Origin of the sequence: Shewanella sp. SM101, from assembly GCF_025654465.1 — a bacterium.
GTDB classification, from domain to species: Bacteria; Pseudomonadota; Gammaproteobacteria; order Enterobacterales; family Shewanellaceae; genus Shewanella; species Shewanella oncorhynchi.
This window is the reverse complement of record NZ_JAKKRH010000006.1, coordinates 41,011-54,241: the sequence shown is the minus strand read 5'-3', so window position 1 is coordinate 54,241 and position 13,231 is coordinate 41,011. Positions and strand designations below refer to the sequence as shown.

Sequence of the window (13,231 nt, the reverse complement as noted above, 5' to 3'; positions counted from 1 at the left end):
TTTTCCAAATGAAAACAGGGTGATATTCAGGGTTAGGCGGTTCAGTCTGTTATCGACTTTAAGCTGTTTTAGTTTAACTCTTTTTTAACTTTTTTTGCGTAATTTTTTGGTCTTTTTCAAGATGCCATAAGGTTAAGTGTTCACCCCAGCAACAGCCTGTATCTAAAGCCTTTAATTTAGTATCGTTGACTTTGCCCATCAGCGCAGCCCAATGGCCAAATACTAAGGTATGACTCTGACGCAGTGGCGAAGCAAACTCAAACCAAGGTTTGAGTTGTGGATTAGTACAGTTTTCAGGAGGTTGTTTGCAATCAAAATCAAGTCGGCCATCGACATAAAGATAGCGCATGCGTGTTAATGCATTGATGCAATAACGTAAGCGCTCTATGCCTATTGCACTTGGATCCCATTGCTCGGCGGTATCTGAATACATTTGGCTTATTAATGTCTCAAGATAATCATCGTGCTTGAGCGCGCGACTGACGAGTGCGGATTCTTCTCTTAATACCTCCAGCGACCACTGAGGTGGTACACCCGCATGACTCATAATGAGTTGGTGTTCAGGTAATTCACGCATAAGAGGTTGTTGTCTCAGCCAGTCAATTGAGGCTGAGATATCGGGGGATTCTAGAATTTCAGTGAGATTATCGCTGGGTTTAGCGCGCTTGAGCTTACCGTGTAATGCCATTAGATGGAGATCGTGGTTACCTAAAACCGTTTTAGCGGAATCACCTAAGGAGCGAAAAAAACGTAGGGTAGCTAAGGAGTCAGGTCCGCGTGCAACAAGATCACCTACAGCCCAGAGTTCATCGCGGGAAGGATTAAAATCGACCTTAGCTAGTAATTTTTGTAACTCAGCGAAACAGCCTTGAATATCACCAACAAAATAATGCGCCACAGTACCCCTTTCCTAACGATATTAATGTAGTAAGCCTGGGGTCGCTAAACGGAAGGGACGGATTGTCGCCTGAAAACGCTCACCCGATTCGCTGACCATACCATAAGTGCCGTGCATTATGCCAAGTGGCGTATCGAGCACAGTACCACTGGTGTATTGATAGGCAGTATTCGGCGCAATGGTTGGCGTTTCACCGACAACACCGGCACCTTGGACTTCACTGGTGTTGCCATTGGCATCAGTGATTATCCAGTGACGAGTTTCAAGTTTAGCCGCTTGCTCACCTAAATTGATGATAGTGATGGTGTAACTGAAGAGGTACTTTTCATCCTCGGGCGAGGACTGCTGCTCTATATACTCAGTTTTGACTTCGACCCGAATGGAGGTGTCCAATGCGCTCATTCTTGTTCCTAGGCTCTGGTATAAGGGCACCTAAGTGCCCAGACATATTTATGCTTTCTTATCGCAAACCATGTTAGCCATAGCAACATACTGCTGCACGCTAATCTGTTCTGGGCGTTGACTTGAGTCAATCCCTAACTGCTCGAACTCATCGTCAGATAACATGTGCTTTAAGTTATTACGCAGAGTCTTACGACGCATGTTGAATGCGGTAGTACAAAGGTGGCGCAGTACGGTCACATCTTTACAAGGGAACGGCTTTACGGCGTATGGCAATAAGCGTACGACTGCTGAGTCCACTTTAGGCGCAGGGGTAAAGCTGTGGGGCGGTACTTCGAGAACCGGAACCACTTGGCAGAAGTATTGTGCCATGACCGTTAAACGGCCATAGGCTTTACAGCCAGGGCTTGCCGATAGACGCAGGACTACTTCTTTTTGTAGCATAAAGTGCATGGTTTCAATCTGTTCGGCAAATTCGAACAGGTGGAACATCAGTGGCGTTGAAATATTGTAAGGTAAGTTACCGAATACTTTCATTTTTTTGCCAGGCACACTCAGTTGGCCAAAATCAAACTGCAGTGCATCACCTTGGTGAATAGTCAGTTTATTTTTAAGGACTGGGTGTTGATGTAAGCGTTCAACCAGATCGCGGTCGAGTTCGACGACAGTCAGATTATCCACAGCATCGGCTACAGGTTCTGTTAAGGCACCAAGGCCAGGGCCGATTTCGACCATCACATGGTGATTATCGGGTGCAATTGCACCCACAATGCGGTCAATCACATTGCCGTCGGTAAGGAAGTTTTGTCCGAAACGCTTTCTGGCCGTGTGGCCTAAATGTACTTTGTTGCTCATTAATAATGTAATCGTTTAGTTCTTTGAGGATAACTCAATGGCTTTATTCAGAGCACAGACAAAACTGCCAATATCGGCCTTGCCTGTACCCGCGAGATCGAGCGCCGTACCGTGGTCAACCGAGGTACGAATATAAGGTAAACCTAAGGTGATGTTTACCGATTTGCCAAATCCTTGTGACTTGAGAACGGGAAGTCCTTGGTCATGGTACATGGCCAAGACGACATCGGCGTCCTGTAAATATTTAGGTTGGAACAGAGTATCGGCCGGTAATGGGCCGACAATATTCATTTGGAACTCTTCACGCAACTCGTTGAGTGCAGGAATAATCACGTCGATTTCTTCACGCCCTAAATGGCCGTCTTCACCAGCGTGTGGATTGAGACCACAGACATAAATTTTCGGTGAAACTATGCCAAATTTACTGATGAGATCGGCATGTAGAATCTTGATAATATGCTGTAAGCGTTGGCGTGTTATGGCTTTTGCAACATAGGCCAGAGGAATATGGGTGGTCACGAGTGCCACTTGCAAACCTGGTGTTGCCAGCATCATCACTACATCGGGGCAATTTGCTTGATGGGCAAAAAACTCAGTATGGCCACTAAAGGAAATACCTGCTTGATTGATAATGCCTTTATGCACTGGGCCTGTCACGACAGCATCAAACTCGCCGCTCATGTTTTTTTCGCCCGCATAACGCAAGGTTTCAACTACATAAGTGCTGTTTTGCTCATCGAGCTGACCGCAAATCGATTCGCTCACTAATTTAAAGGGCGCTATGGTTAATGTGCCCGCTTCTTGTGGCTTAGGAGCTTGATTTGGCTGGTAAGGGCGGAAAGTCACTTGCAAACCGAGTCGTTTCGCACGGCTCGCAAGTAATTCTGGATCCGCACAAACGACTAACTCAGCAGGCCAAGCCTGCTGAGCGAGTTGTACGACTAAATCGGGGCCAATACCTGCGGGTTCGCCTGGGGTAACGGCAATACGTTTAGTGCTCAATTAGAATTAACCTCGATTGGTCTCTGGCTGGAAGATTTCAATGTATGCGTCTGAACGCATTTCGTCTAGCCAGTTTTGCAGTTCTTCGTTAAATTTGCGACGGAAGATCAACTGGTGCGCACGGTTGCTATTGAACTGATCCGTGGCGTCGGTTTTTCTGCGTTCTTCTAATTGAGTGATATGCCAACCGTGAGTCGTACGGAATGGCTCACTAATTTGGTCGTTTTTCAAACTATTGAGCGTTTGAGCAAACTCAGGTACGTAAATGCTTGGTTCTGCCCAACCTAATTCACCACCTTTTGTGGCCGAACCAGGATCTTCTGAGTACTGACGCGCTAGGTCTTCAAACTTAGCTTCACCTGAGCGGATTTGCTTCAGGAATTGCTCAAGCATGGCTTTAGCGCGGTCTTCTGACAGGATCGGCGATGGCTTGAGCAAAATGTGGCGCGCTCTAACTTCTTCGATTTCTTTGGTTTGTAGGCCGCGAGCATCCATGATCTTAATAATATGGAAACCTGCACCACTCTTAATCGGGCCGATAATGTCACCCATTTTCGCACCGTTAATCACTTCGGCGAACAGCGTTGGCATTTCGTTGATGTTCATATAATCCCAAATACCGCCTTCGAGTGCTTTAGGACCTGAAGAAGAAGCGATAGCGGTACGACGGAAATCCTCACCACTCTTCAAACGTTCTAAGACGATATTGGCGCGTTTGCTTGATGCTTCGAGTTGTTCACTGGTGGGGTTATTAGGCACGTCAATCAGGATGTGGCCAATTTGGTATTCCACATCTTTCATCCCTTGTTCTTGGATGAGTTTGACTAGGCTAGTAATTTCCTGTGGTGATACTTGAATACGGCGTTGTACTTGAATACGTTGAATTTCACCTAGAGTGATTTCTTCGCGCAATTGTTCGCGGTATTGGCTGAAACTTAAACCTTCGCTTTCAATTTTTTGTTGCATCTGCGCGACAGACATTTTTTGTTCGCGCGCGATGTTTTCAATCGCTTGGTCTAGTTGTAAGTCACCAATATTCAGCCCTATACGACTAGCCATTTGCAATTGTAGGCGAGTTAAGATTAAACGCTCAATCACCTGAGTGCGCAGGGCACTGTCAGAAGGTAACGATTGGTTTGCTGCTTTGGCATTCGCTTTAACAGTGTCAATCATGTTAGTGATTTCACTTTCGAGCACTATGCCGTCGTTAATTTGGACTGCAACGCGGTCTAGCGGCTGGGGTGCGGCCAATGTAGGCTGGCTGATCGCGAGTGCAAATAAAGCAAAAATCAGATGTTTACTGGGTTTCATCCACAAAATCCTTGGCACGTTCTAAGGTCAGGTTCGACGGCTTAATTGAAATAACTTTACCATTTATATCGAAATTACAGTGAGTTGCCCTAATGTAATTTTTTGGCGACGCATTTGAGTGCAAGGTTAGACCTTAAGATCCGTTTTTATTCGCTTTAGCAAAAGGTGAACGGTAAAGCACTCATTAATCTGTTTGGACTCTGAGTCCTTGTTGAGGTTCAGCAATCTATCACAATTCTTTGCTAATTCCTCAGATAAAGCGGTTTTCTGTAGTTAAACAGGCCGTCATTGAGCATATCGGATACGCCTAATGGGCCAGAACCACCGAGTCCCTTAATGATTAAGTTCAGGTAGACACCACTATCAAACTGCTCACGAGGATCAATTGTGGCAGAACCTATATTGTCGTCATAGTTGGTTTTAATACGGTAATGATAACTAAGTCTTACTGCGTAACAGCATGATTCGTACTGGATACCTGTGTAAGTTTCAATACTGCGACTTTCGTTAAGGTCATAATACCAATTACCAACAAAGTAGAGGTCGTCACTGATTGGCCAAGCGCCACGAACGCCCGCTTGGGAGATGTTCACTGTATCATTGGTATTTGAGTTCAATAAATCTGGGACATAGCGATAGCTAAATTGCAGCAATTTATTCGCTTCAGGTCTGAAATCTAAGGTGACTTCAGATTTTTTATTGTCACTGGTGTTGGTATCGTACTGAATCGCAGCCCCCATATACCAATCATGGGACAAGCGGGTATCTAACTCTGCAGCAAGTACTGAAGTTGATTGATTAGACTCAAAAATACTGTCTTCGTAACCGACTTTACTGTCTTGCAGATAAAAAATTTGTCCTAGGCTGAATTTAGTGGCTTCTTGGTTATGACTATCAAACAGACGTGTGGTAACACCTAGAGTGACTTGATTTGCATCGGAAATTCGATCCAGACCCGAGAAGCGACGATCACGGAATAGACCAAAGTAGTCGTCCTGTAATTGAGCTGTATCATAAATGCCTATGTTGCGTTGATCTTCGTAGCCGACATAAAGATATTGAAATTGTGGCTCGAGCGTTTGGCGGTAGTTTTGATCGAAAAGCTCAGTAAAACGTTCGAAGTTGATTTGACCATTAATCCGTACCTGCGGGATGGTGCGATTCACTGTATCGTCTAGTTCTTCACTTGGATTGTTATTTTGTTGCCAATAATTGGTCTGCATCAGCTTAACTTGGCTGGTGAGCGAGCCTGAAGGTCCATGTATTGGCAGAGTTACGCTCGGTGACATGTGCAAACGAGTCGCCGTATTAACATTGTTGTCCTGATGGGCAAAATTCGTTAGCTCTGAATTGAAACCAAAATCTAAATTGTTCCAAAAATCAGCAGCGCGATAGTTAAAGTTAACCTGAGGCATGACTTGATATGGTTTTTCATCCTCACCCAGTACTTTAATATCTTGTACTCGGGTGCTTAGATCCCAGTTACTTTCGAAGTAGCTGATTTCACCTATGCGTGATAACTGGTTATCGGTTGCACGGTTAACATCTGACTTTAAATCATTGAAATAATTGTTATCTGATACATCGGTAAAATTCGCTAACACGCGCCAATTTTTATCGATCGCCCCTTGATGCTGCCAGTTATATAGGTAGCGATTCGGGCTACCATCGATCAATTTGTCATTGCCTAGATATTCTAAATTGACTCGGCCATTTTGGGCTTCACCCGCCAGATAACCAAACTCTGTTTTAGTGAATAAACCACGGTTTGACATATAGCTAGGCGTAAATGTTAAATCGTACTCTGGGGCAATATTCCAATAATAGGGTGCAGAAATTTCGACACCATCAGTAGTGCTAGTGCTAAAACTAGGGTAGAGAAAGCCAGATTTACGTTTTTCTGAAACGGGAACTGTCATGTAGGGAATATAGAATACAGGTACACCGCCAATTCTTAGTTTGGCATTCCAAATTTCGCCCCATTCTTCTTCACTGTTGATCTTGATCTTTTCGGCCTCGAGTAGCCAAGACACATTGTCAGGAGGGCAAGTAGTGAAGTTGGTATTCGTTAAAATTAAATTGTTATTGATAGTAATTTGCAGTTTTTCGGCATCACCGTGAACTTGTTGGCCATGGATCCAATATTGTGCGCCTTTAAGGGTGGCACGGTTTGTCCGCATTTGAGCTTGTAAGGATTCGGCTGTAACGGTGAAGTTACTGTCTTGAAAGACTAAATTACCATTGGCATCAAACTGTTCAGTAGCTTGATCTAAAATCGCCTCATCGGCTGCTATGTGCCTATCGCCTTGGCTAAAAACCACATCGCCACGGAAAATCGCCTGCTTCCCCATTTCGGCATTGGTGTTATCAGACGCAATACGAATTTTGTTGAGTTCAGCCGCACTCATCCCTTGGGTTTGAGATACGATACGGGGTACTGGCGGTTCGATTAAGCATTGGGATGCCGAAGCGGTTAGAGAGTCGTCTGCCAGGACTAATTGCGGTAACAGGCTCAGGGCCAGAAGGTATCGGATCTGCATCTTTAGGTCAGTAATTATGATTTCTTATTCTGGACAAGTATGGATGGGGAAAGTTGCAATTGACAAACGCAACATCGCTTAATAAATCTCTCAATTTCTTAGCTGTTTCCAAATTCTATGCCAGCTATAATAAAGCAATTTTTCTTTAAGAGCCATGAAATGACTTTATCCGATCCGAGATTTCTTTCCCTTAATCAGTGGCTGAATGCTTATTTTTCCTGTGAGGTGATGCCTGTGTTGATTTCCGGAGACGCAAGTTTTAGGCGTTACTTTCGGATTTCGATGCCTGATGCTACCTTTATCGCCGCTGATTCACCGCCTCAGTTAGTGCCTATCGCCCCGTTTATTGCACTGTCGAATGCTTATTCAGCCGTGGGACTGACAGTTCCAAAAGTAATCCACGCCGATGCCGATTTGGGTTTTATGTTGATGAGTGATTTGGGCGATACCCAACTCTTATCTGTATTGACGGTACAAAATGTGGAAGGGTTTTACCGTCAGGCGCTCGATTTATTACCGCAAGTGGCCGCTGTGATTGAGTGCAAGAATCTTGATAGCGGTTTAGTTCAGGCATTACCTAACTACGATGAAGCCTTTGTGCGCCGTGAATTACACATTTTTACTGAGTGGCTGTTAGGAACACATCTTAATTTGTCTTTGGACGCGGCAGAGTTGCAGTTGCTGAATGATACTTTTGATCGCCTCGTCGGCAATGCGCTGTCTCAACCTAGTGTGGGAATGCATAGGGATTTCCATAGCCGTAATCTTATGCTGCAAGCGGACAAGCTGTGCGTGATTGATTTTCAGGATGCTGTCGTTGGTCCTGTGACTTACGATGCGGTATCACTACTACGCGATTGTTATATTCGTTGGCCACAGCCGTTAGTCGCAGACTTGATGCGGTATCATTATCAGCAAGCATTAGCGCTTGGTTTTATTCCCGCACAGACTCCTTTTGAGCAATATCAAACTTGGTTTGATCTCATGGGCTTACAGCGCCACATTAAGGCGGTGGGGATTTTTGCACGATTAAACTATCGCGATAGTAAACCTGCGTATATGGCGGATATTCCACTGACATTAACGTATATTGTCGACATCTCGCTGCAGTATCCCGAACTCGTGCCATTTGCACACTGGTTAACTCGTCGTGTGTTACCTGCGTTTACTGTGAGTCAGTCTTCATCTGAGGTTAAGCAATGAAAGCCATGATCTTGGCCGCTGGACGAGGGGAAAGGTTACGGCCGTTAACGGACAGTTTGCCTAAACCTATGGTGCCAGTGTTAGGTAAGCCGCTGATTGTTTATCATATTGAAAAACTTGCCGCGATAGGCATAGTCGATATCGTCATCAACCATGCTTGGCTAGGGCATAAGTTAGTCGAAGCTCTGGGCGATGGCAGCACTTTTGGGGTGCGCATTCGGTATAGCGCTGAAGAGAGTGCGTTAGAAACCGGCGGCGGTATTAAACGCGCTTTGTCTTTATTGTGTGAGGACGGAAGCGACGAACCTTTTTTAGTGATTAATGGTGATGTGTTTATTGATGCTTTACCGCCAATCACGCAACTGGCAGCGGATAGGCTCGCTCACTTATGGTTAGTGCCTAATCCTGAGCAGCATCCAAATGGCGATTTTGCTTTGAATGGTCATCAAGTGCAGGAGCGTGGTGATGTTAAGTACACGTTTTCGGGCATGGGTATTTATCACCCTGCGCTATTTCATGACACGCCGCAGGGCGCCTTTGCACTGGGTCCGTTGCTCCGATCGCAAATGGCTCAAGACAGAGTTAGTGGTGCCTTGTTTAATGGATTTTGGTGTGATGTCGGTACCATTGCACGATTGCAAGCGCTTGAACTAAGGTTAAAAAGTAACAAGTAAATTTCGGTGCTGGCATATCCATAGGATTAAGCTAGTGCATCAAATACATAATAGAAATCAGGAAATAAGATGCGGCTTTGGGGTAAGTTTTTTGGATTTGTCATTGGCTTTATGTTCGGCCGTATTTTTGGTGCACTGCTAGGTTTGTGGCTCGGTCATCTTTACGATAAGCGTGCGGCATCGGGCGTGGGTTTTCGACAGATTCTAGGGCAGGCTAAGAATCGCCAAGCCATTTTCTTTAATACCACATTTGCAGTAATGGGGCATGTGGCGAAAGCATCAGGACATGTTACCGAAACCGATATTCGCATTGCGACCTTATTAATGGATCAAATGCGTTTAACGGGGGAAGCCCGTAAAGAAGCGCAACAGGCATTTCGTGAGGGTAAATCGGCGGATTTTGATTTGCGCAGCAGCTTACAAGCTTTCCGTGTTATTACGATGGGACGCAAAGAGTTAGTGCAGATGTTCATCGAAATCCAGATCCAAACGGCACTGTCTGACGGTGAATTGGATCCTGCTGAGCACGCTATCTTGATGACGATTGCTCAAGAGTTAGGTTATGGTCGAGCGCAGTTAGATGAATTACTTAAACGCTGGCAGGCGGAGTTTCGTTTCCATCAAACATCGAGTGGCAATAAAACATCGATTACTGATGCCTACAGTTTACTTGGCATTACGAACGAAGCTAGCGACCAAGAAGTTAAGCGGGCTTACCGTAAATTGATGAATGAACATCATCCCGATAAGTTAGTGGCGAAAGGGTTGCCACCGGAAATGATGGAGCTCGCTAATCGTAAGGCTCAGGATATTCAAGCAGCCTATGACAGAGTCAAGTCTGAGCGCGGTATGCGTTAGCCTTGATTAAATTGGTTTTTGTAAAAGATAAGGAATTCATTATGAAAAACACTTACCGTTTGTTGCTGTTGGCGAGTTTGTTACCTGTTGCTATGTCTACGCAGGCCGAGGTGTTTATCGCTCCTTTTGGTGGTTATAGTCTGGGGGGCGGTCAATTTGATGTGAATCAATATGAGGTCAACACAGATCAAACTGGTGATAAGGCCGATGTGAAGGTCGAGGAGTCGAGCCATTACGGTTTGATGGTGGGTATTGGCACCAATGATCCCGGTAATATTTATCTTTTATATAGTCATCAAGCCTCTGAACTGAAAAGTGGCGGCTTGTTTACGCCAGACTTTCTTACCTCGTTAGATTTAGATTACATCCACTTGGGTGGCACTTTATATTTTCCCCGTGGTGATATCCAGCCCTATGTCACCGCCAGCGCGGGGATCACCCGCATGCTGCCTAGCGGTTGGTCGAGCGAAACGCGTTTCTCCATGGGGATTGGTGGCGGGGTAGAGTATCAAGTGACGCCACACTTTGGCCTGTTTGCGGATATTCGGGGTTATGCGACTTTTATCAACAGTGACACTTCGCTGTTTTGCAATGAAGATGAATGCCTATGGCACATTACGTCGGATGTGATGTGGCAGGCTCAGGCTAACCTTGGGCTCAAAGTCAGTTTTTAGATTTAACGCATCGTCTTAAAAGGAGATTTAGTGGCATGAAAATAGTCGTACTTGATGGTGAAACCTTAAATCCTGGCGATCTCAGCTGGCAATCCTTAAATGAATTAGGCGAGTTTGCGTGTTTTTCCCGCACGAGTGGCACTGATATTGTCGCGCGAGCCCAAGGTGCTGAAGTCATTCTCACCAATAAAACGCCGTTGACTGCAAAGACGCTAGCACAGCTTCCTAGTCTCAAATACATAGGCGTATTGGCCACGGGCACGAACGTTGTCGATATCGCGGCAGCTAAAGCGCAAGGTATAGTGGTCACTAATGTGCCCGCTTATGCGCCTGATGCCGTTGCGCAAATGGTGTTTGCCCATATTCTGCATCACACCCAAGCCGTGGCCGCCCATCATCAAGCTGTGGTCGATGGCCAGTGGGTGAACTGCCAAGATTTTTGTTTTACTTTAATGCCGTTGCAATCTTTAAAAGGCAAGACTTTAGGCTTAATAGGTTATGGCGATATCGGTCAGCAGGTGGGAACACTCGCCCTCGCATTCGGGATGAAAGTTCTTGTCAATACTCGTTCAATCATCAAGGATTTACCCCAAGGCGTGACGTGGGCGCAACGTGATACTGTGCTTAGCGAATCAGATATTATTTCGCTCCATTGTCCGCTTACTCCAGAAACTGAGCAATTTATCAATCAACAAACCCTCGCCTTGATGAAGCCTAATGCGCTGCTGATTAATACAGCGCGCGGTGGATTAATTGATGAAGCCGCGCTTGCTGCTGCGCTGGCTCAAGGCAAGTTATTTGCCGGCGTGGATGTGTTATCGACCGAGCCGCCCACTGCAGATAATCCCTTATTGCGTGCGCCTAATATCAGCATCAGCCCCCATAATGCGTGGGCGACGAAGGAAGCAAGACAAAGTCTACTCAATATCGCAGTGGCGAATTTGAACGGTTATTTAAAGGGTGAAGTGATTAACTGTGTAAACAGATAAAGCAATATACGTCACTATCAGAACCAGAAAACAGGTTAGGCGTTCTAAATGAACCGCCCTGTGCGGAGCCGCATGCAAGGTGGTGTGGGGGCTGGAGGTTGAAGGCTAGATACCTCCGGCTACCCGATTATGTAACTACTCAATTTCGTATTTTAATCCAGAAGCAAGCCAGCTACTAAAGTCCTTATAAACAAATTCTTTTAATTCAGGATCCATGCTGCCGTGGCCAATAATAGATACCTCAGGATCCTCTTCACTCAGCTTTAGGATGAAAGCTTCGCCTCCACCGTTGTCTCCAATGTTTATATATCCAGGCGCGTATCTTTTTGTTTCGTAGCACTCATTGCGCTCTATGATATCTTCTGGAAGATATAGGTGTACGTCTCCTTCAGATTCTATTTTGTGAGTTGATATGAACTCACGATACGACCTTGGTAGCTTCGCCCCAAAATACAGTTCTATATCTTCGATGTTCATGGTGAGACTTCACATAACGCCGCGCTCTGCGGCAAATTTGGAGCGCAGCGGAAAATTTGTCCGCCCTCGCGCTTTGTTAGCATTGCTACACTTCACGCTTGCAGGAATCCATTTCTTCTTTTGTAATTTCAATTTCATTTATTCGCAAAAGGCCAGAGGCAATCGCTGGTTCGAAATCCTGCATAAATCGATCGCTGCTTCGATGATTATTTTCTTCCTCTGGAACATTCAACCAAACAAAGTCGAGATGTACGCTTGCACCCTTAACATTTTGATAATGATTTAACTTAGAGAGCATCATATAAAGCCGCTCTCTAAACATCATGTGAATTCCACGATTTGGTCTAAACTCGATAAATATTTCTTTATCATCATTTTTGTAATAACCATCAAATATTGGCTGATGATTGCTTACTGGATCGATTCCATGAAACTGCGTAACAAGTTTTGCTTCACTTATAATATTTGACGCATGAATGCCTTTTTGTAGCACATATTTTTGCATTGCAACCAATTCAACTTTTCGCCAATCAACACGAAACTCTGGGCCTGAAGCCTCGATAACTCTTGATCGTTCATCGGATGCTTTAGCCTCAACTTCTTGCTCAGAGGCTCGCTCAACTGAGGCTCCCTTGCCTGCGTGATAATCCCCGTAGACATTTGTGTGTTGTTGAGTCTGATGCTGACTGCTTGAAATGGTAATCAACTGAGTTAGAAGTTCAGATTTCTCCTTTTCGAGTTTTTGAACCTCTTTTTCCTTTTTCTTGGCTTCACGGGTTATTGAAATCAACTTGCCAATGGAAAAGTTGTCGAAACTTTCCGACAAAATCAAAACAAGTAACAGCAGAAGCAAAGTAATAATGCCAGAGTTTATTTGTCCTTTGGGCTCAACGCTAAAGTAACTGAATCCGATCATCGAGGCCAATAGAAGACAGAAAAGTACTATTAGCACTCTCACAAACCAATTTTCTCTTTTATCAGGATTGTCCATAGATTCCCTTGATTGCTAACTTCTTAGTATTTATGCGCTGCGCTGTTTGCAGGGCATAAATCGCTTGTTGGACTTGGCCGCTGCCACATCCATGTCAATTGGTATGAATGATGCTATAGGAATTTGCTTTTTTGCGGTAGCGGTTTTTTATACAGTTTAGAGGGTAATCACTTGATATCGTTTTACCTTTCTCGTTTTTTCACACTTATTTTTTGCTGATGAATCGCTATCTAACGACTCAAAACTCTAAGGAATACACCTCCCCTCGGAGTTGCCGCAGGGCGAATAGACAAACTGCGTGAGTCTCGCCATGGAGGGCGAGCTAGCTTTCGCAGGTGCAGGGACGCATCCTTCGGA

General features: G+C 45.0%; 13 protein-coding genes. 5 read left to right on the top strand and 8 right to left on the bottom strand.

The features are described 5' to 3' along the window. Window positions 1–73 precede the first annotated feature (73 nt). The 6 genes from L5M38_RS04835 to lptD all read right to left on the bottom strand — a co-directional run bounded on the left by L5M38_RS04835 (window position 74) and on the right by lptD (window position 7,008). Window positions 74–898, bottom strand: a complete 825-nt coding sequence (locus L5M38_RS04835) for a symmetrical bis(5'-nucleosyl)-tetraphosphatase (protein ID WP_263168054.1) — start codon at window positions 896–898, stop codon at window positions 74–76. A 21-nt stretch (window positions 899–919) separates the two neighbouring features. Continuing rightward, window positions 920–1,300, bottom strand: a complete 381-nt coding sequence (apaG, locus tag L5M38_RS04830; protein ID WP_028761528.1) for a Co2+/Mg2+ efflux protein ApaG — start codon at window positions 1,298–1,300, stop codon at window positions 920–922. Between the two features lie 48 nt (window positions 1,301–1,348). Beyond that, window positions 1,349–2,155 carry a 16S rRNA (adenine(1518)-N(6)/adenine(1519)-N(6))-dimethyltransferase RsmA gene (rsmA, locus tag L5M38_RS04825; RefSeq protein WP_028761527.1) on the bottom strand — a complete coding sequence of 269 codons (807 nt, stop codon included), beginning with the start codon at window positions 2,153–2,155 and terminating at the stop codon, window positions 1,349–1,351. Between the two features lie 15 nt (window positions 2,156–2,170). After that, window positions 2,171–3,157, bottom strand: a complete 987-nt coding sequence (gene pdxA, locus L5M38_RS04820) for a 4-hydroxythreonine-4-phosphate dehydrogenase PdxA (protein ID WP_105249994.1) — start codon at window positions 3,155–3,157, stop codon at window positions 2,171–2,173. Window positions 3,158–3,163: 6 nt separating this feature from the next. Further along, window positions 3,164–4,468 carry a peptidylprolyl isomerase SurA gene (surA, locus tag L5M38_RS04815; RefSeq protein ID WP_105249993.1) on the bottom strand — a complete coding sequence of 435 codons (1,305 nt, stop codon included), beginning with the start codon at window positions 4,466–4,468 and terminating at the stop codon, window positions 3,164–3,166. A gap of 242 nt (window positions 4,469–4,710) precedes the next feature. Continuing rightward, window positions 4,711–7,008, bottom strand: coding sequence for an LPS assembly protein LptD (gene lptD, locus L5M38_RS04810; protein WP_263178469.1), 2,298 nt, complete (start codon window positions 7,006–7,008; stop codon window positions 4,711–4,713). A 159-nt stretch (window positions 7,009–7,167) separates the two neighbouring features. Here lptD and L5M38_RS04805 point away from each other — a divergent pair, with 159 nt between their 5' ends. The 5 genes from L5M38_RS04805 (at window position 7,168) to L5M38_RS04785 (ending at window position 11,406) form a co-directional block, all read left to right on the top strand. Then, window positions 7,168–8,211, top strand: coding sequence for an aminoglycoside phosphotransferase family protein (locus L5M38_RS04805; protein WP_263178468.1), 1,044 nt, complete (start codon window positions 7,168–7,170; stop codon window positions 8,209–8,211). Beyond that, entirely contained in the window at window positions 8,208–8,885 is a 678-nt protein-coding gene (murU, locus tag L5M38_RS04800; RefSeq protein ID WP_263178467.1) for an N-acetylmuramate alpha-1-phosphate uridylyltransferase MurU, read from the top strand. The genes L5M38_RS04805 and murU overlap by 4 nt, the downstream gene beginning before the upstream one ends. Window positions 8,886–8,954: 69 nt before the next feature. Next, window positions 8,955–9,743, top strand: a complete 789-nt coding sequence (gene djlA, locus L5M38_RS04795) for a co-chaperone DjlA (protein ID WP_113939902.1) — start codon at window positions 8,955–8,957, stop codon at window positions 9,741–9,743. 41 nt (window positions 9,744–9,784) lie between these two features. Continuing rightward, window positions 9,785–10,417: an outer membrane beta-barrel protein gene (locus L5M38_RS04790; protein ID WP_028761520.1), complete on the top strand. Its 633-nt coding sequence runs from the start codon at window positions 9,785–9,787 to the stop codon at window positions 10,415–10,417. A gap of 35 nt (window positions 10,418–10,452) precedes the next feature. After that, window positions 10,453–11,406, top strand: a complete 954-nt coding sequence (locus L5M38_RS04785) for a D-2-hydroxyacid dehydrogenase (protein ID WP_263178466.1) — start codon at window positions 10,453–10,455, stop codon at window positions 11,404–11,406. Window positions 11,407–11,541: 135 nt separating this feature from the next. Here the strand turns inward: L5M38_RS04785 and L5M38_RS04780 are convergent, their stop codons facing one another. After that, window positions 11,542–11,883: an SMI1/KNR4 family protein gene (locus L5M38_RS04780; RefSeq protein ID WP_263178465.1), complete on the bottom strand. Its 342-nt coding sequence runs from the start codon at window positions 11,881–11,883 to the stop codon at window positions 11,542–11,544. An 85-nt stretch (window positions 11,884–11,968) separates the two neighbouring features. Continuing rightward, window positions 11,969–12,874 carry a hypothetical protein gene (locus L5M38_RS04775; protein WP_263178464.1) on the bottom strand — a complete coding sequence of 302 codons (906 nt, stop codon included), beginning with the start codon at window positions 12,872–12,874 and terminating at the stop codon, window positions 11,969–11,971. Between the last annotated feature and the right edge of the window lie 357 nt (window positions 12,875–13,231).

Bases quoted from the DNA above. Each gene is read 5' to 3' on its own strand.
- murU (WP_263178467.1), top strand. From the start codon at position 8,208: ATGAAAGCCATGATCTTGGCCGCTGGACGAGGGGAAAGGTTACGGCCG.
- L5M38_RS04805 (WP_263178468.1), top strand. From the start codon at position 7,168: ATGACTTTATCCGATCCGAGATTTCTTTCCCTTAATCAGTGGCTGAAT.
- L5M38_RS04775 (WP_263178464.1), bottom strand. From the start codon at position 12,874: ATGGACAATCCTGATAAAAGAGAAAATTGGTTTGTGAGAGTGCTAATA.
- apaG (WP_028761528.1), bottom strand. From the start codon at position 1,300: ATGAGCGCATTGGACACCTCCATTCGGGTCGAAGTCAAAACTGAGTAT.
- L5M38_RS04785 (WP_263178466.1), top strand. From the start codon at position 10,453: ATGAAAATAGTCGTACTTGATGGTGAAACCTTAAATCCTGGCGATCTC.
- surA (WP_105249993.1), bottom strand. From the start codon at position 4,468: ATGAAACCCAGTAAACATCTGATTTTTGCTTTATTTGCACTCGCGATC.
- rsmA (WP_028761527.1), bottom strand. From the start codon at position 2,155: ATGAGCAACAAAGTACATTTAGGCCACACGGCCAGAAAGCGTTTCGGA.
- djlA (WP_113939902.1), top strand. From the start codon at position 8,955: ATGCGGCTTTGGGGTAAGTTTTTTGGATTTGTCATTGGCTTTATGTTC.
- L5M38_RS04790 (WP_028761520.1), top strand. From the start codon at position 9,785: ATGAAAAACACTTACCGTTTGTTGCTGTTGGCGAGTTTGTTACCTGTT.
- L5M38_RS04780 (WP_263178465.1), bottom strand. From the start codon at position 11,883: ATGAACATCGAAGATATAGAACTGTATTTTGGGGCGAAGCTACCAAGG.
- lptD (WP_263178469.1), bottom strand. From the start codon at position 7,008: ATGCAGATCCGATACCTTCTGGCCCTGAGCCTGTTACCGCAATTAGTC.